Annotated in this window: 18 protein-coding genes and 1 pseudogene; 9 read left to right on the forward strand and 10 right to left on the reverse strand. The window is 45.6% G+C overall.

What is annotated here, in order from left to right:
• Positions 1 to 196, forward strand: a pseudogene (locus QUA01_RS23415) (IS701 family transposase); the annotation flags it as partial.
• A 34-nt stretch (positions 197 to 230) separates the two neighbouring features.
• Here the strand turns inward: QUA01_RS23415 and QUA01_RS23420 are convergent.
• Entirely contained in the window at positions 231 to 455 is a 225-nt protein-coding gene (locus tag QUA01_RS23420) for a type II toxin-antitoxin system HicB family antitoxin (RefSeq protein ID WP_333093257.1), read from the reverse strand.
• Between the two features lie 206 nt (positions 456 to 661).
• On the opposite strand from QUA01_RS23420, the gene QUA01_RS23425 reads away from it, so the two are divergent.
• Positions 662 to 1,855: a DNA cytosine methyltransferase gene (locus QUA01_RS23425; RefSeq protein ID WP_333093259.1), complete on the forward strand. Its 1,194-nt coding sequence runs from the start codon at positions 662 to 664 to the stop codon at positions 1,853 to 1,855.
• Here the strand turns inward: QUA01_RS23425 and QUA01_RS23430 are convergent.
• The gene (locus tag QUA01_RS23430) at positions 1,818 to 2,549 is read right to left on the reverse strand and encodes a restriction endonuclease (RefSeq protein ID WP_333093260.1); all 732 of its coding nucleotides are present in this window, start codon (positions 2,547 to 2,549) and stop codon (positions 1,818 to 1,820) included. The genes QUA01_RS23425 and QUA01_RS23430 overlap by 38 nt on opposite strands.
• Positions 2,546 to 2,794, reverse strand: coding sequence for a helix-turn-helix domain-containing protein (locus QUA01_RS23435; protein WP_333093261.1), 249 nt, complete (start codon positions 2,792 to 2,794; stop codon positions 2,546 to 2,548). The genes QUA01_RS23430 and QUA01_RS23435 overlap by 4 nt, the downstream gene beginning before the upstream one ends.
• 140 nt (positions 2,795 to 2,934) lie before the next feature.
• On the opposite strand from QUA01_RS23435, the gene purB reads away from it, so the two are divergent.
• Both purB and QUA01_RS23445 read left to right on the forward strand, forming a co-directional pair.
• Positions 2,935 to 4,230 carry an adenylosuccinate lyase gene (gene purB / locus QUA01_RS23440; protein ID WP_333093288.1) on the forward strand — a complete coding sequence of 432 codons (1,296 nt, stop codon included), beginning with the start codon at positions 2,935 to 2,937 and terminating at the stop codon, positions 4,228 to 4,230.
• 183 nt (positions 4,231 to 4,413) lie between these two features.
• Positions 4,414 to 5,139, forward strand: coding sequence for a M15 family metallopeptidase (locus QUA01_RS23445; RefSeq protein WP_333093262.1), 726 nt, complete (start codon positions 4,414 to 4,416; stop codon positions 5,137 to 5,139).
• A gap of 123 nt (positions 5,140 to 5,262) precedes the next feature.
• Here the strand turns inward: QUA01_RS23445 and QUA01_RS23450 are convergent, their stop codons facing one another.
• A complete protein-coding gene (locus QUA01_RS23450) occupies positions 5,263 to 6,105 on the reverse strand; it encodes an SH3 domain-containing protein (RefSeq protein ID WP_333093263.1) in 843 nt (280 codons plus the stop codon).
• Positions 6,106 to 6,346: 241 nt separating this feature from the next.
• On the opposite strand from QUA01_RS23450, the gene QUA01_RS23455 reads away from it, so the two are divergent.
• Complete coding sequence (locus QUA01_RS23455) at positions 6,347 to 7,714, forward strand: NACHT domain-containing protein (RefSeq protein WP_333093264.1); 1,368 nt, start codon at positions 6,347 to 6,349, stop codon at positions 7,712 to 7,714.
• Positions 7,715 to 7,878: 164 nt separating this feature from the next.
• On the opposite strand, the gene QUA01_RS23460 is transcribed toward QUA01_RS23455, so the two are convergent.
• Both QUA01_RS23460 and QUA01_RS23465 read right to left on the reverse strand, forming a co-directional pair.
• Positions 7,879 to 8,412, reverse strand: coding sequence for a Uma2 family endonuclease (locus tag QUA01_RS23460; RefSeq protein WP_333093265.1), 534 nt, complete (start codon positions 8,410 to 8,412; stop codon positions 7,879 to 7,881).
• A 15-nt stretch (positions 8,413 to 8,427) separates the two neighbouring features.
• Positions 8,428 to 8,577 carry a hypothetical protein gene (locus QUA01_RS23465; protein WP_333093266.1) on the reverse strand — a complete coding sequence of 50 codons (150 nt, stop codon included), beginning with the start codon at positions 8,575 to 8,577 and terminating at the stop codon, positions 8,428 to 8,430.
• A gap of 211 nt (positions 8,578 to 8,788) precedes the next feature.
• Here QUA01_RS23465 and QUA01_RS23470 point away from each other — a divergent pair, with 211 nt between their 5' ends.
• On the forward strand, positions 8,789 to 9,772 hold the full coding sequence (locus QUA01_RS23470; protein WP_333093267.1) for an alpha-ketoacid dehydrogenase subunit beta: 984 nt from the start codon (positions 8,789 to 8,791) through the stop codon (positions 9,770 to 9,772).
• A 148-nt stretch (positions 9,773 to 9,920) separates the two neighbouring features.
• On the forward strand, positions 9,921 to 11,318 hold the full coding sequence (gene secD, locus QUA01_RS23475) for a protein translocase subunit SecD (RefSeq protein WP_333093268.1): 1,398 nt from the start codon (positions 9,921 to 9,923) through the stop codon (positions 11,316 to 11,318).
• A 73-nt stretch (positions 11,319 to 11,391) separates the two neighbouring features.
• Here the strand turns inward: secD and QUA01_RS23480 are convergent, their stop codons facing one another.
• Positions 11,392 to 11,544, reverse strand: coding sequence for a hypothetical protein (locus tag QUA01_RS23480; RefSeq protein ID WP_333093269.1), 153 nt, complete (start codon positions 11,542 to 11,544; stop codon positions 11,392 to 11,394).
• 3 nt (positions 11,545 to 11,547) lie between these two features.
• Between QUA01_RS23480 and secF the strand changes: the two genes are divergently transcribed.
• Together secF and QUA01_RS23490 are read left to right on the forward strand one after the other, a co-directional pair.
• Positions 11,548 to 12,516 carry a protein translocase subunit SecF gene (gene secF / locus QUA01_RS23485; protein WP_333093270.1) on the forward strand — a complete coding sequence of 323 codons (969 nt, stop codon included), beginning with the start codon at positions 11,548 to 11,550 and terminating at the stop codon, positions 12,514 to 12,516.
• A 151-nt stretch (positions 12,517 to 12,667) separates the two neighbouring features.
• Positions 12,668 to 13,054, forward strand: a complete 387-nt coding sequence (locus tag QUA01_RS23490; protein WP_333093271.1) for a hypothetical protein — start codon at positions 12,668 to 12,670, stop codon at positions 13,052 to 13,054.
• A 361-nt stretch (positions 13,055 to 13,415) separates the two neighbouring features.
• Here QUA01_RS23490 and QUA01_RS23495 read toward each other — a convergent pair whose 3' ends face one another.
• From QUA01_RS23495 to QUA01_RS23505, 3 genes are all read right to left on the reverse strand, one after another.
• Entirely contained in the window at positions 13,416 to 14,963 is a 1,548-nt protein-coding gene (locus QUA01_RS23495) for a sensor histidine kinase (RefSeq protein WP_333093272.1), read from the reverse strand.
• A 588-nt stretch (positions 14,964 to 15,551) separates the two neighbouring features.
• A complete protein-coding gene (locus tag QUA01_RS23500) occupies positions 15,552 to 15,695 on the reverse strand; it encodes a hypothetical protein (RefSeq protein ID WP_333093273.1) in 144 nt (47 codons plus the stop codon).
• Between the two features lie 24 nt (positions 15,696 to 15,719).
• The gene (locus QUA01_RS23505; RefSeq protein ID WP_333093274.1) at positions 15,720 to 16,031 is read right to left on the reverse strand and encodes a hypothetical protein; all 312 of its coding nucleotides are present in this window, start codon (positions 16,029 to 16,031) and stop codon (positions 15,720 to 15,722) included.
• Between the last annotated feature and the right edge of the window lie 26 nt (positions 16,032 to 16,057).

Here is a 16,057-nt window from a genome sequence, read left to right on the forward strand (position 1 = left end):
CTTTCTCGCCTTCTGGGCATATCTAGCATCGGGAAAAACTACCTTGCCATATTGGGGAGAGGCGGCGCTACTGGCGAAAGAAACTTTGTTGGCATCTCTAGTAGTTTTGGGGCTGTTAATTAATATCGATCGCACCCAGAGTTTAGCTCGTCAGCAAGGTTTTGACATCACTGTTAGTGGTTGGCAGTATGGCTAATTGAGAATGGTGCAAGATCTCAGTTTAAACAAATTCATGCCACCTGAAATAATCGTTCTAGCTTCTTAGTTGCTGGCAAGGGTTTACCTTCAGCTTGACAGCTTTCAATTAGTAACTCTAGTACCTCTCGTGCATTGTAGATAGCTTCTTCATAAGAATCTCCGTGAGTTACCGGCTGCATTACATCCTCAAATTCAGGCAAAAACACGACAAAGCACCGATCGCCTTCTGACCATTGGATAACAACTGTATATTTCATGGTTCTGTCTCCTCTGCTTCGATTTGCCTAAGCACATCAATTGTTTTGTTGACTAATTTATCTAAATATAGTTTAGCATCATTGTCTTGCATCCCCTCGCAGATGTACAATGGTTGGATCGCACCCCTTGACTAACAACCACAATAAAGCCATACACTCGATCCAAAACAAGCAACATCAGATAGAATTCAGTAAAAAACTAGAAAATGGAAGCAATACAACTGTCTTTGTTCTCAAAAGAGTCAGAATTAATTCCTGCCAAAAAGCAGAAAAAAGCAAAATTAGGGCGTTACGAACGCATCCAACGCGAACTAGAAGCCAATGACTGCGACCCGTACAAGATATTCATTGATATTGAATCTCAGTCGCTGCCCAAATCAGACTATACATTTGTCGATATTTTCTGCGGTGCGGGCGGCATGACCCAAGGTTTATTGCAAGCAGGTTTCCGACCAGTAGCAAGTGTTGAAATTAATCCCATCGCCTCGGCAACTCATACAAAAAACTTTCCCGATTGCCATCACTTGTGCGACGATATAAAAAACTTAAATCCCCAACAGTTGCTCGCTGAAATTGGTTCGCCAGAAGTTCATGTTGTTGCAGGTGGCCCGCCATGTCAAGGCTTCTCAGTAGCCGGGAAACGCGACCCCAACGACCCTCGAAATCGCTTATTTAGAGAGTTTGTCCGCGTTGTCTCTGAAATACGTCCTTGGTATGTGGTCATGGAAAACGTACCCGGAATATTGACTATACAAAAAGGAGCTGTTAAGCAAGCCATTTGCGAGGCTTTTGAGGAAATTGGCTATCCCCATATGTCCGTTGCTGTTCTGGAATCAGCCGCCTATGGAGTCCCGCAAATCCGGCCACGAGCTATTTTTATTGCTAACAGATTTGGGATGCCAAATCCCTATCCAAAGCCGCAATTGTTGTCTGAAAAATACAAAGCAATTGAGTCAGCAATTGATGATTTGCCAGAGTATACTCGCATACCAGAAATTAATCACGAGTGGACTCGTCATTCTGCTGAGTATATGGAAAGACTTGCTAAAGTTCCGCCTGGAGGTTCTTTGTATGCAAGCTATGCAGATGCTTTCAAGCGACAGTATCCAGGAAAACCGAGCATGACTGTGAAAGAAAATCACGGCGGCACTCATATTCATCCTTATCTGAATCGCGTTATTTCAGCCCGTGAAATGGCTAGATTGCAAACTTTCCCGGATTCATTTATTTTTGAAGGTTCGATGAAAAAGGCAATGTGGCAAATTGGAAATGCCGTGCCGCCGCGCTTAGCAGAGTGTATCGGTTTTGCACTTATTCCATACTTGACTGATATTGCTTTGAACAAGTCTAGCAAAATTACTCTTAACCATCGGAAGCAGATTCAGCTAGTTTTTGATTGAGAACTTTTCTCCAAGTTTCAAAATCATACCAGCCACATCCCACGCAGCCTTCCTCAGCTTCTGCACCGCGCTGATGTATGGAAGGCCAGTCTTCCCCTCCTTCATACCAAAAGCTGATACCGAAAGGTTCGCCCCTTTTTCCTGTTTTGATGCAGCGTTCGCAACTTCGAGATTTTAGAAGATTGTGATTGCCTGAAGCATCCTTCTTGAGCAACTGAAATTTTTTATTTATTTGAGATTCGCTCATAGATGTCAGGTGTGGCGGCTCATTTTCTCCCCAGCGTTCCATCGGGAATCTATGGTCAATTACTAATTCATGGGCTGCTCGTTTCCTCTGTTCGATTACATCTGTATAACCAGAAACTTCGAGTATTCTTTTTACTAGAGTATCGGGTATGTTAGCAGCAGAATTTGCTGATTTTATCTCTCCTGTCCAGCGATCGCCCAAGCGCATTCCCTGACAAGTTTGACAGTACCTCTTTTCTCTTTCAATAACCAGACCGGGGCGCTTCCTGGTTCCGCGCTGCAATCCCTGAATCCCTCCGCCACCAGCATATTGACCTGATGCTATCTGTTTTCCTTCGCACTCCCGACAGTGCCATTGTTGGTCTGAAAGGAGATTCAAGACTTTTAATTGCGTTGAGTCTTGTTTTAATTGAGCTTTAATTGTGGTTGCTAAATCTTGATTGCTCACTCTATATTTTCGGCTTCTATTTCTAGTTTTTCGAGAAGATTGGAAACTGTTGTGCCTAAGCCGCTAGCCAGACTTACAATTGCAGTTATGGACGGATTTCTGACTCCGCGTTCTACTCCAGATATATAAGTGCGGTCTAAGTTAGCGCGCATTCCGAGCTCCTCTTGCGAAATTCCTAACACTGTTCTGCGTTGCCTGACGAGATCACCTAAAGCACGCAGAATTTTCCGTTTCGATCGACTCATTTGCCAATTTTCAGTCTCTGCGGACTATCCGTCTACGGACGATGTGTCACATTTCGGGGAAGTTCGCCCCCGCCAACCAGACCTATCCCCAGTGCCACACAGATGTACAATGGTGGGATCGCATTCCCCAATTCCCAACCGTGATAGAGCGCTACACCTTGCCCGAAATGGGCAACATCTGGACTGAAACCGCCAAACTCAAAAGCTGGCTGCAAGTAGAAATCGCTGTCTGCGAAGCTCAAGCCGAACTCGGCTACATCCCCGCCGCCGCAGTCGAAGAAATCAAAGCTAAGGCTAATTTTGACCCGAAACGAGTCCTCGAAATTGAAGCCGAAGTCCGCCACGACATGATCGCCTTCTTGACAAATGTCAACGAATATGTGGGCGATGCCGGCCGCTACATTCACCTCGGTTTAACCAGTTCCGATGTGCTCGATACTGCTTTGGCGCTGCAATTAGTCGCTAGTGTCGATATTTTGTTAGAACGTGTCGAAGATTTGAGCCAAGCTATTCGCTATCAGGCCCAACAACACCGCAATACTGTGATGGTTGGCCGATCGCACGGAATTCACGCCGAACCCATCACCTTTGGCTTTAAACTAGCAGGATGGCTGGCGGAAGTGTTTCGCAACCGCGCCCGATTAGTGAATTTGCGATCGTCCATTGCAGTCGGCAAAATCTCCGGCGCAGTCGGCACCTATGCTAATATCGATCCGCGAATTGAAGCCATAGCCTGTCAAAACCTCGGACTCGAACCCGATTGTGCATCGACTCAAGTCATTTCGCGCGATCGACACGCCGAATACGTCCAAACCTTAGCACTGTTAGCAGCATCGATCGAGCGTTTTGCAGTAGAAATCCGCAACCTCCAACGCACCGACGTGCTCGAAGTCGAAGAATTCTTTTCCAAAGGGCAAAAAGGCTCATCCGCCATGCCCCACAAACGCAACCCAATTCGCTCCGAAAGACTGACAGGAATGGCAAGAATTGTCCGCGCCAACGCCGTCGCAGCCTTAGAAAACGTGGCGCTTTGGCACGAAAGAGACATCTCTCACAGTTCCGTAGAACGGATGATTTTACCCGACAGTTCTACAGTAACTCACTTCATGTTAGTAGAAGCCACAGACTTAGTAAAACACCTGCTAGTCTATCCCGAAAACATGAAGCGAAACATGAACCTTTACGGCGGAGTAATCTTCAGCCAGCGCGTGATGTTAGCCTTAGTAGAAAAAGGCACGAGTCGCGAAGACGCATACACAATTGTCCAATCTTGCGCTCACGAAGCCTGGAACAAGCCAGGGGGCGATTTCTACAATTTGATTGCTAAGGACGATCGCGTTACTGCTAAAATGACGAGCAAAGAAATTGATGATTGCTTCGATCCGCAGTATCAATTGAGGCATTTAGATTTAGTGTATCAGCGCTTGGGAATTTGAGGAAAATTAACAACTACAAGAGAGCGATCGTTCTCGCGCTTGTCGGATAGTCTGACAGTCGAAGATTCCGCCGGGGGTTTCAACCCCTGTCGGTATGGCGGGCAGGAAAACAGCACGAAAAGTGTGAAAATTCCCCAAGATATGAAATTTAAAAACTCTATTAAATATGCACTGAACCGAGTTATGAAATTAAACCGATTTACCAAATATTTAATTGTATTCGCTATAACATTACTATCTACAACCGCACTCAATTATACAATATTTGTCCGCGCCCAGGAGCCGCCAGAAGTGCAATCTCCCCAATCAGAAGCAAGCCCAGTAGCGCCTGAAAGCATTTTCATGAGTCAACTTCCCAGTTGGGCGCGCCTTGTTGACATCCGCAAAGTAAATCCCAACATTCGCCTCGATATCCGCTACGCCACGGCGAACAATTTCTTGAAACGAAAGCTTTACTCTCAAGCCAAATGCGCTTTGAGAAGTTCTGTCGCTCAAAAATTAGCTCTAGTTCAAACAGATTTAGAAAAAATTGGATTGGGTTTGAAAGTTTACGATTGCTACAGGCCTTTTTCTGTGACTGAGCAAATGTGGAAAGTTATGCCCGATCCGCGCTATGTTGCTAATCCTGCTAGGGGTTCGCGGCACAATCGCGGTGCGGCTGTAGATTTAACTTTAGTCGATCGCACTGGCAAAGAATTAGAAATGCCCACACCTTACGATGATTTTACCGAAAAAGCTCACGGAGATTATCAAGGCGGCAGCGCCCAATCTCGGAAAAATCGTCAAGTGCTTAAGGATGCGATGAAAAAACACGGATTTATCGGTATTACAACAGAATGGTGGCACTTTGATTCGGAAGATTGGCAGAAATTTGCAATTCTTGATATCTCGCTTGGAACAATTCCTTGATTAGCTAAGCATCAAGACCAAAGAAACCGGGTTTTTTAGTGAATCTGTGGTTTACTGCGAAAATACTTCGCAAAAAACCCGGTTTCTCGCCACCCGTACATCAAGGACTATAAACGGCGAACTTTATCGGACTCGCACATAAAATTCGTATTCATATCCCCGGAAATTTGAGTTTAGTTCAAATGTGTAATTGCCAGTAGCAGGGATTTTTCCAGTCCACTCTGTTTCATTGCCTGTATAATTATCTCCCGTCAAATTTTTGCCATTAGAAGTCAGAATTAGTGGAAAAACACCTCTCCGATTCTTAACAGTCATTGTTTGATTCTTGGCGGCTCGAATCTGGTAAGAGTGACTGCCACCGCCAATAATTCGACCTTTAACAATGGCTTCATTTCCCCCAGGCAGAAAATTAATTTGCTGGTTCACATTCACACAACTGCTTTCGGTGCGATTTTTGGCAATCCAACCGGGCGGTTCGGTAATTCGCAGCCAACCGTTTTGTTCTTCGGCGACTGAAACAAAGGTATTATTTTTGAGTTTTCCTACTATGTTGCTGCCCCTTACTTGTGGGCGCGATCGTACATTTAGCGGTGGATTCGGATCGCTGACTACAGCCTGAGTAATTTTACACCCGGAATTGGGAGGTGTGACAACTACTGGGCGAACTTTTTGCGGAGAAACTGCGACGATTTGCGGTGGTTGAAGTGCGGGGCTTTGGGCTGGTTGAGATGGATATGGGGGAGATTCTGCAACCTGGGTTTCGGCTTGCAGGGGTTCTGGTTGCAGAGATTGGGGGTTGTTCGCCGACAGCGCTGCAATGGGGTTTCCGGTTGCTGCTGGCGATTCTGCAACGGGAGGAGGGGATTGTTTCATCGCGCCAGACTGTATAGTTGCAGCAGCGACTCCCACCGCTGTTGCAAGTCCTGCTAAGCTGACTGTGATGATTTGACTGTTGGTAAATGACATAATTGACCTCTCTGTATTTATACTAATAATTTTTGTTTCGGAGTTGGGGCGATCGCCAGTTTATTTATAGTGGAAATACCTAGTGCGAGCCGCTGGGTCAGGATTTTTATCTAAAATTTCAGATGGATAATTGCCGCAATAATTTCCGTCAATATATACTGGATGCCTTTACTGATGGTAATCTTGCTTGTCATTTGCGCGCAAATCTGGCAAGGTAAGTGTTCAGCACGAGGTGTATAAAATGTCAAGATTGATTCCTCTGAGATTACAACCGCCCCGCGATCGATTGTTGGAGGAGGTGAAGCAGGAAGTTGTCGCCGCGATCGCGCAGTCTTTGCACGCTGCTGTGCTGGCTAACTTCAGCCCAGACTCGCAGCCTCTGGGTGCTAGCCGCTGTTGGGATGTGGAAGTGAAAGCCGGCAACCGTCCGAGTTTTCGCCTTCCTCCCAAAGCTAGCATTTCTAAAGTGTTCGATCGCAGCGGTGGCAAATTGGTCATTTTGGGAGCGACGGGTTCCGGCAAAACCACGACCCTGCTAGAATTGGCTCTGGTGTTAGTTTCCCGCGCCCAAAAAGATGCTAGTTTGCCTCTACCAGTGTTGTTTGAACTCGGATCGTGGAAAGCCGAATCCGGGGCGATCGCCGATTGGTTAATTGCTCAACTTCAGTACAAATATGGCATCTCTCCCGCTGCGGGCAAAAAATGGCTCGCCGAACAAAAATTGTTACCTCTCCTCGACGGTTTAGACGAAGTAGAAACCCATCGCCAAAACTTGTGCATTCAAGCAATCAATCAGTTTCTTGAAAGCGAAATTAAACCAAAACATTTAGTAGCTTGCAGCAGTTTTGAAGTTTACAAAAACTGCCAAACTCGATTTAAACTCCAAGCAGCAGTTTTGCTAAAACCTCTGACAGAAATTCAAATTCAAAATTATCTGCAAGCAGCCAGAAGCCGCGAACTTTGGTACAGCATCGAGAAGGAACCAGAATTGTTGAAACTGGCAAAAGTTCCCTTATTATTGAGCATGATGGCTTTGGCTTACGACGATATTTTAATCGAAGCTTGGAAGCGCATAACTTCAGCAGAAGAACAGCGCAAATATCTGTTAACTGCCTATATTCGCCACCAAATTAGCCGGGAAGTCAAGCAGTATCCGAGAAACAAGGAACTGCGGCCCGAACAAATTCGCCACTGGCTGGGATGGTTGGCCAGAAGGATGGAACAGCAAGGACTTCAAGAATTTTACCTCGATCGCATACCGTCTGGCTGGCTGCAAACAGGCGAGGAACGGCGCAAGTATCAGTTTGGAGTTAAGTTGCTTGGCGGGCTGATTTGGGTGATTTTGGGATTAATTTTTACCCTAGTCTCCGGGTCGATTTGGGGGTTGATTGCGGGTGCTGTTGTGGCGGTAATTAGTGTTTTCTTGCCGGGAATTCCGGGGATTGAAAGTTTTATTTTGCACCTTGTACTGTGGTCTAGCGGTCATATTCCTTGGGATTACCAGCGTTTTTTGGATGCTGCGGGCGATCGCCTGCTGCTGCAAAAAACTGGCGATCGGCGCTATCGATTTATCCACGATTTGTTACAAAAACATTTTGCTGAAATATAAATGCTTAGGTAAATCCACTGAATTTAGCATAAAACATAGATTGCTGCTAAAAAGCTTGCTGTGTATTTGTTCTTGCCTTCTTCGTTCTTTGTTCTTCCTTACTGTACTGTATCGATCGCCCGTACTTGAAACAGCATAACGAGCGATCGAATTACTGACTGTAATTAGTTTATATTTTCTGGTTCTACTCCCAAAGCCTGCAATTGTTGAGCTAATTGTTCGACACGTTGAGCTAATTGTTGGGCGCGTTGCGATTCCTGTTTCACCTGTTCTTCTGGTGTCAGATAGCGTTTGCCATCGCTGTCATACCAATACAACCACTCTCTTGTCACCCCAGAATAATTTCCCCTTTCACAACCAATTACCAAACCAATTTCTGGCATCCAAACTGGACTTTCTGACTGTAATTCATATTTGCCATTGACTAACTTGTGTACTTCCAAATGAGGTTTACGGCGGCGGCGGGAAGAATAAATAATGTAATAAAGTACACCTAAAGCTTGATAGTCCTCCAATTTGGTGCTGTATTCCTTGCGATAATTTGGAGAAACAACTTCCAGTACAAACAGCGGCAGGACATTTTCATCCCAGAGCACGTAACTGGGACGCAATTCTTCGTCGTAAAACCTTTCTACTCCTAAACTTAAGAAGGCATCAGGGACGATGGGCGGTGTTTCTGGGTGATAGTAAATACCCATATCAATTCCAAAAAACTAGTCCATTCGTTCCGACCAGAGTATCAACAAGATTGCTTTTAACAACCCCGGTATTAGTTCTTGCAGTTCATTATCCACAGGCGTTTCATCAGAATCTAACAGTTCGTCGGGTGAGGGCAAGTTCCTCGGTAAGTTGTAATGTAACATTGTGGCTTTCCTCAAAACTAATTCATATTATAGAAACACAAATTACTATTGAACAATGGAATATTTTTCAAAAGATTTGACAAAAAGAGCGAAAGATGATAGATGAGAGATTTTATACTATCCAAGTGCAAACTGTACGATCGCATCCTCATCCGCACCCCAAAAGGTTAAGATTCTAATCTGACCTCCTGCAATCATTGCTTCACCTCCTATGGCAGAAACCTTACTGTTCAACGCCCTCCGCGAGGCGTTAGACGAAGAAATGGCCCGCGACTCAGCCGTATTCGTACTCGGCGAAGACGTAGGCCAATACGGCGGTTCCTATAAAGTCACCAAAGACCTCTACGAGAAATACGGCGAACTCCGAGTGCTCGACACCCCGATCGCCGAAAATAGCTTTACAGGCATGGCAGTCGGCGCAGCAATGACCGGATTGCGGCCGGTCATCGAAGGCATGAACATGGGCTTTTTGCTGCTGGCGTTCAACCAAATATCCAACAACGCCGGAATGCTGCGCTACACCTCCGGCGGCAACTTCAAAATGCCGATGGTGATTCGCGGCCCCGGCGGCGTGGGCCGACAACTCGGCGCGGAACACTCCCAGCGTCTCGAAGCCTATTTCCAAGCAGTACCGGGTTTGAAAATAGTCGCTTGTTCGACTCCCTACAACGCCAAAGGACTCTTAAAATCAGCCATCCGCGACGATAACCCCGTTCTGTTCTTCGAGCACGTCCTGCTGTACAACCTCAAGGAAAATTTGCCAGAAACAGAATATTTAGTGCCGTTAGACAAAGCGGAAATTGTGCGATCGGGCAAAGATGTCACCATCTTGACATATTCCAGAATGCGGCACCACGTCCTGCAAGCCCTGCCCGCACTGCTAAAAGAAGGTTACGATCCCGAAGTAATCGACCTAATTTCTCTCAAACCCCTGGATATGGAGACAATTGGCGAATCCATTCGCAAAACCCACAAAGTAATTATTGTGGAGGAATGTATGAAAACCGGAGGCATCGGTGCCGAACTAATTGCTTCGATTAGCGATCGATTTTTTGACGAACTCGACGCACCAGTTTTGCGCCTGTCTTCGCAAGATATTCCCACACCTTACAACGGTAATTTGGAAAGACTGACAATTGTCCAGCCCAACCAAATTGTCGAAGCCGTCCAAAAAATGGTAGCTTTGCGAGTATAAATAGTTATTGGTAATTTGTAATTTGTTGTTGGTTATTTGTTATTTGTTATTTGAAGACCGAAAAAAAGCTCGGGACGAACTAATAACCAATAACCAACAACCAATAGCCAATAACTAATAACCAATAACCAATAACCAATAATTAAATATGCAAAAACAGCGTTCAATATTAGCCCTAATTTTTGTTTTGATCGTGGCAGCCATTACTGTAATAGTAACAATACCGACGCGGCTGGGATTAGACTTGCAAGGAGGGTCGCAACTGACGATTCAGGTAAAAACTACCCCCACAATTCCCAAAATTGAGCCGGGAATGTTAGAAGCAGTGCGGCGGATCGTCGAAAACCGCGTCAACGGTTTGGGCGTTTCCGAATCAGTGGTACAAACAGTAGGAGAAAACCAAATTCTCGTGCAGTTGCCCGGAGTAAATGACCCGCAGCAAGCAGAACGAGTTTTGGGCGGCACCGCCAAGCTAGACTTTCGGGAACAACTGCCGGGAACAGAAGCGCAATTAGCTATTGAAAGGCAGTTGCAGCAGGAATTGCTGGTCAAACAAACAGAATTGAAAATGAGCAAAAATGAAGCCGCAATTCAAGAAAATCAGGCTGCTTTGAAAAGGAGCAATGAGGCGATCGCCAAACTCTACAAAAGCAGCGGACTAGGCGGCGAAAACCTCAAAGACGCTCAACCTCAACCCTTGCAGTCTGGGCAAAACTGGAACGTCGCTCTCCGTTTCGATACAAAAGGAGGCGAATTGTTTGGCGAACTAACTAAAAATTTAGCCGGCACCGGACGGACTCTGGGGATTTTTCTAGACGAAAGAATGATCAGTTCTCCTGTAGTAGGCGTTGAATTTGCCCAGACAGGAATTACTGGCGGCAGTGCCGTAATTCAAGGCAACTTTACCACCCAAGAAGCTAACGATTTGGCAGTGCAATTGCGGGGCGGTGCTTTGCCGGTACCTGTCGAAATTATTGAGAACCGTACCGTCGGTGCAAGCTTAGGACGAGACAGCATTCAAAGCAGTATTAATGCAGGGATCGGAGGCTTAATTTTAGTTTTGATGTTCATGATAGGTTACTACCGACTCCCCGGTGTAATTGCCAATATTGCTCTGTTAATTTATGCTTTGCTAACTTGGGCTGCTTTTGTACTGTTGGGAGTGACATTAACGCTGCCGGGAATTGCTGGTTTTGTACTCAGCATCGGGATGGCGGTAGATGCTAACGTGCTGATTTTTGAGCGCACTAGGGAAGAGTTGCGGGCGGGGAAGACGCTTTATCGATCGGTCGAATCGGGTTTTTACCGAGCTTTTTCCAGCATTTTAGACGGCAACGTCACCACAGTTATTGCTTGTGCTGCTTTGTTCTGGTTGGGCGCTGGTTTAGTTAAAGGGTTTGCTGTAACTCTGGCATTGGGCGTGGTAGTGAGTATGTTTACTGCTATTACTTGCAGCCGCACTCTACTTTTGGTAGTGTTGGGCTTTCCGGCGCTGCGAAAACCTCAGTGGTTCTGTCCCGGTTTGTCTAAAACTGCTAATAGTTAACTGTTAACGGTTGACAGTTGACAGTTAACTGTTAACGGTTAACTGTTAACGGTTGGCAGTTGGCAGTTAACTATTAGCAGTTGACAGTTGGCAGTTGACAGTTAACTTCTTCCCTCTTCCCTCTTCCCTCTTCCTTCTTCCTTCTTCCTTCTTCCTTCTTCCATCCATCCGTTACATCCGTTACATCCGTTACAGAATCCGTTGCCGAACTTTCCTCTTCCTTCAAATTATGAAATTCAGTGTAATCAAATATCGATCGCTCTGGTGGAGTATTTCCGCCGCGATCATCCTTGCAGGTATAGTATCGATGGCGATTTCTTGGACTCGTCCCGACATCCGCGCACCGCTGCGCCCCAGTTTAGACTTTATCGGCGGCACTCGCCTGCAATTTGAACTCGACTGCACGAAACCGGAAAATTGTAAACCCATCGATCTTGCTGCTGTCCGCCAAGTCCTCGATACCCAAGGTTTAGCTGGTAGCAGCATTCAAGTTATCGGCAAAGAACAGCGCGGTTTGTCGCTGCGGACAAAAACTTTGGATGTCGAAAAGCGGACTGAGTTGCAAAAAGCTTTGAGCGAAAAACTAGGCGCTTTTGCTCCTCAATCTATTCAAATAGATACGGTTGGGCCTACCCTCGGCAAACAGTTGTTTACTTCTGGTTTGCTGGCTTTGTTGCTTTCCTTTGCAGGCATTACTCTTTATCTGACATTCCGATTTCAGTTAGATTATGCCTTTTTTGCCTTCGTTGCTCTGTTTCACGACGTGTTAATTACTGTTGGTGTTTTCTCGTTTTTGGGTTTAGTTCTAGGGGTAGAAGTAGACAGTTTATTTGTGGTCGCGCTCTTGACAATTATCGGTTTTTCTGTTAACGATACAGTGGTAATTTACGATCGCGTGCGGGAAGTAATTAAGCTAAATCCCGGACTGTCGATCGATCAAATTGTCGATGATGCCGTCATGCAAACCCTGGGAAGGTCAATCAACACCACCCTGACAACCCTGCTGACCTTGTTTTCAATCTTTTTGTTTGGTGGCGAAACGCTTAAATACTTTGCTTTAGCATTGATTATCGGTTTTATTGCCGGTGCGTATTCCAGTATTTTCATTGCCAGCACGCTGCTAGCTTGGTGGCGCAGTCGCACGGGCAACTCCATCCCCCTCCCCGCAGAAGGAATCAACCCATCAGAAGAAGTTTAACGATTGTTGGTCATCAGTCATTAGCGATCGGGCTGCTGACTGCTGTTATAGCAACCGTGCAAAGACGGTTAGGAAGTTCTTATTGCACTTTCCCCATGCAGTCGATTGCAACTTCGGTCTTCCTTCTTCCTTTTTCCTTCTTCCTTCTGCTATGACTAATGAAAGCGACCCAATTTTTCAAAGAGAAGTCCAAAGGCTTCACAAACTAACAGTTTACGGCCGCTGGTTAACTGTGATATTGCTATGGATTAGCGTCGGTTCTTTCAGCATTTGGAGTTTGCGTCGCGAAATCGGTTTGTGGTTAGAACACTTCACTTGGGCTGCGGTGTACTACGGTTTATACTTTCACCGCGGGCCGACTCTCGGCCTCGGTTTGTGCTTAGGAATGACTTTAGCAGTGATAACTTGGCAAACTCGCAATGCGTTGCGAGGATTGCCCCTGCAGGAAAAACAGGGTTTAGAAAAACAAGTGCGCCGCATCCGCCAACAGGGGCCGAGTCATATTTTGTGGAAGTGGGTTTGCAAAAATTCGCAGTAGGCGGCGGGCTTGATTTTTTAGTCTCAAGCAAGAGAAACGAAAGTTTGACAAGAAGCGGTTTAAACTGCCGAATCCCTAACTTTTATTGCTTCTTCCTTCTTCCTTGTTCCTGATGAAGTTGGACGGAAAGATCGGGGGGGGACAGCACTAACAACTAACAACTAACACAACAACTAACAACTAACAAATGAGGGCGGGCACGCACCATCCACCGCCCCTACCAACTAACAACCAATAACTAACAATTAACAAATAACAACTAAGAGGGCGGGCACGCACCATCCACCGCCCCTACCAACTAACAACCAATAACAACTAACAACTAACAACTAACAACTAATGACTAATGACTTCTTATGTATCAAGCAAAGCGAGGCAAAATCTGTGCTGGCGAAGACTGTTGAAGCGGAATCTCGATCGCAAATTCGGTTCCTTTTCCCGGTTCCGAAACGCACTTCAATTCGCCGCCGTGTTGGTTGACAACAACTTCATAGCTAATGGATAGTCCCAAACCAGTTCCTTTACCGACCGGCTTTGTAGTAAAGAAAGGGTCAAACAACCGTTTTCGCACAGCTTCTGTCATTCCCTGGCCGTTGTCAAAAATTCTAATTATTACTTTTTTCCCCTCGGTTAATTCCGTGCATATCCGAATAGTAGGAGTTAGGTAAGTAGAGTTATTAATTGAGGATGTAGTGTTTGTTTTGTAATGAGTTTGCTCGCATACTTGCGAAGAGTGATGGCTGTTTTTGTCAAAATTTGCGTGTTTGTTACACTCAACTATAGCGTAAATAGCATTAACTAAAATATTCATAAATACCTGATTTAGCTGTCCGGGATAGCACTGCACCAGCGGCAAATCGCTGTATTCTTTATGAATGGCGATCGCCTCCTGGCCCGGTTTGCCTTTAAGCTGGCTTTGCAAAAGCATAATCGTGTTGTTGATACCGTCGTGAATGTTGACCAGCTTCATTTCGGCCTCGTCTAACCGGCAAAAATTCCGCAGCGACAAAACGATATCGCGCACTCTTTCTGCACCTTGCTGCATGGAATTTAATACTTTCGGCAAATCTTCCAGCAAATAATCGAGTTCGATTTTTGCTGATTCCGCTTCAATGGCTGGGATAGATTCGGAACTGTGCTGCTGGTAGAGATAAAGCATCCGTATCAAACATTCAGTATACTCTTTCGCATGGTGTACATTGCTGTAGATAAAGCCGATAGGATTGTTGATTTCGTGAGCTACTCCTGCTACCAACTGCCCCAAAGAAGACATTTTTTCTGTTTGAATTAGTTGAGTTTGAGTGCGCTGAAGTTCCAGCAGAGCAAGTTCGAGCTGTTGGGCTTGATGCCTCAATTGTGCTTGGGATTCGCGCATCGCTACGGTTGCTAACTCGTGAATTTGCAACTGAGAAAGCAGCAATTCGTGCACGTCTAAAAGTTTGTAATTTTCCGGCTCTACCTGCACTACAATGGGTTCGTGGATTAGTTGTGGCGATCGCTCCAAAGACTGCCGCACTGCCGTCATAATTGAGGTTTCGCGATCGAGAACCAACATATCAGTTTTAGTAAAGCGGTAGAGTATCAACAAAGGCTGTTGAGAAAATAACTCCAAACTGTAGGGGCGGCTCATATGTTCAAAAAAACGCCGGCGCGAAATCATCCCTATAAACTTTCCTTGCTGAGTGATGATAATGCCGGGAAGTAAAGGGTTTGCTTGAAAAATTTGAGAAACTTCGTCACCCACACAGTCAGACTCTAGAAAAAAATCGTACAGGGTTAATTCTTGTAGAGTCGATCGCAAACCAAGCGGCGATTTAAGGGGACTCAACCCGTCAGTTTCATACACTGCTCCCTCCTTTGGTAATTGGCAGTTGTGGTTGGCTGCTGGAGTATTGCGTACTATTTGCACTGCATTTTATACTCTTTTTATAGTTGGGCAATCAACTCTACTCGGCTCGATCGCATATAGTTAATTCAGCAAGATTTTTTTTTGCTTAAATCGCGCTAATTTCACCCGAAACGATATTGCAGGTTAGATTAATTTAACAGCAGACACCCCTTTGAAACCTGACTGTAGCAATTCTAAATCAATTTAAATAACTGTTTCCCAGGAAGAGCCAGGGAACTGATGTCACTCGCTGCATTGCCTCGGGACGCAATTGGGTAGGCTTTTCCTCGCTCCAGAAGCGTTACTTTCGCTCGAACTGGTAACGAGTAGTCCTACAAATCCTGCAAGGATTGCTATATTTAGTAAATTTCATCTATCCAAGATTCGACTAACCAGAATATAGCAGTTATAACTACCTTTAATTTTTCATATAGTTAAAGGTAGTTCAGATTGATAGACATCCGCGACCTGAGCCCGAAAATTGCCTATTACCCCTTACTGAAAATTATATGACAATCAGACAAGAGAAGCGATAAATCGGGAGCCGATCGCCCGCCGTGACAATTCAAGTAAAACCCGTTGCGGAGAATTGCCAAGAAATATCAACAGTCATTTAGTTTGGCACAAATGCCGATCGCTCTCACCACCGGGATTGTATCGCAGGTAGTCTTCCAGCCAGCCACAGCCGACTGCGACCAATTTGTCAAGTTCCACAGATTCTACTTTAGCAGACTCAAGACTCCAAAGCTTCACCGACGCACCTTTGCGATTAAAGCTCTAGCTGGAGAAGTTGAGGGAGAAGTTGAGGGAGAGAATGCTGTCAATTTCGTCGATAAAAATGACGATCGGACGATCGCTCGCAGGAAGCAATACTTGTTCGATAAATTCATTTAATCGGAGGACTGGCGGCAAATGTTCTCGCTCGCGCCACCAATTCCTGACATTCATTTTTACTTTAAAGCTGTTGGCGAGAGTGGCTGTAAAGCCCGCATAGCACTGGAGGGGAGTTATTTCGGCAGTGCCAATTCCCGTGATGTCAACAAGTGAGCAGGCGGTGTTTTCGGCTTGCAAGCGGCGTGCTGTTTGCACCCGCAAACTCGATTTTCCCATTGGCC

This window comes from Microcoleus sp. S36a_B3 (genome assembly GCF_036700745.1).
GTDB lineage: Bacteria > Cyanobacteriota > Cyanobacteriia > Cyanobacteriales > Microcoleaceae > Microcoleus.

Coding starts and splice junctions, on each gene's coding strand:
- QUA01_RS23435 (WP_333093261.1), bottom strand. CDS start 2,794: ATGAGTCGATCGAAACGGAAAATTCTGCGTGCTTTAGGTGATCTCGTC.
- secD (WP_333093268.1), top strand. CDS start 9,921: ATGCAAAAACAGCGTTCAATATTAGCCCTAATTTTTGTTTTGATCGTG.
- QUA01_RS23455 (WP_333093264.1), top strand. CDS start 6,347: ATGTCAAGATTGATTCCTCTGAGATTACAACCGCCCCGCGATCGATTG.
- QUA01_RS23465 (WP_333093266.1), bottom strand. CDS start 8,577: ATGTTACATTACAACTTACCGAGGAACTTGCCCTCACCCGACGAACTG.
- QUA01_RS23445 (WP_333093262.1), top strand. CDS start 4,414: ATGAAATTAAACCGATTTACCAAATATTTAATTGTATTCGCTATAACA.
- QUA01_RS23490 (WP_333093271.1), top strand. CDS start 12,668: ATGACTAATGAAAGCGACCCAATTTTTCAAAGAGAAGTCCAAAGGCTT.
- QUA01_RS23420 (WP_333093257.1), bottom strand. CDS start 455: ATGAAATATACAGTTGTTATCCAATGGTCAGAAGGCGATCGGTGCTTT.
- QUA01_RS23425 (WP_333093259.1), top strand. CDS start 662: ATGGAAGCAATACAACTGTCTTTGTTCTCAAAAGAGTCAGAATTAATT.
- QUA01_RS23470 (WP_333093267.1), top strand. CDS start 8,789: ATGGCAGAAACCTTACTGTTCAACGCCCTCCGCGAGGCGTTAGACGAA.
- QUA01_RS23450 (WP_333093263.1), bottom strand. CDS start 6,105: ATGTCATTTACCAACAGTCAAATCATCACAGTCAGCTTAGCAGGACTT.
- secF (WP_333093270.1), top strand. CDS start 11,548: ATGAAATTCAGTGTAATCAAATATCGATCGCTCTGGTGGAGTATTTCC.
- QUA01_RS23460 (WP_333093265.1), bottom strand. CDS start 8,412: ATGGGTATTTACTATCACCCAGAAACACCGCCCATCGTCCCTGATGCC.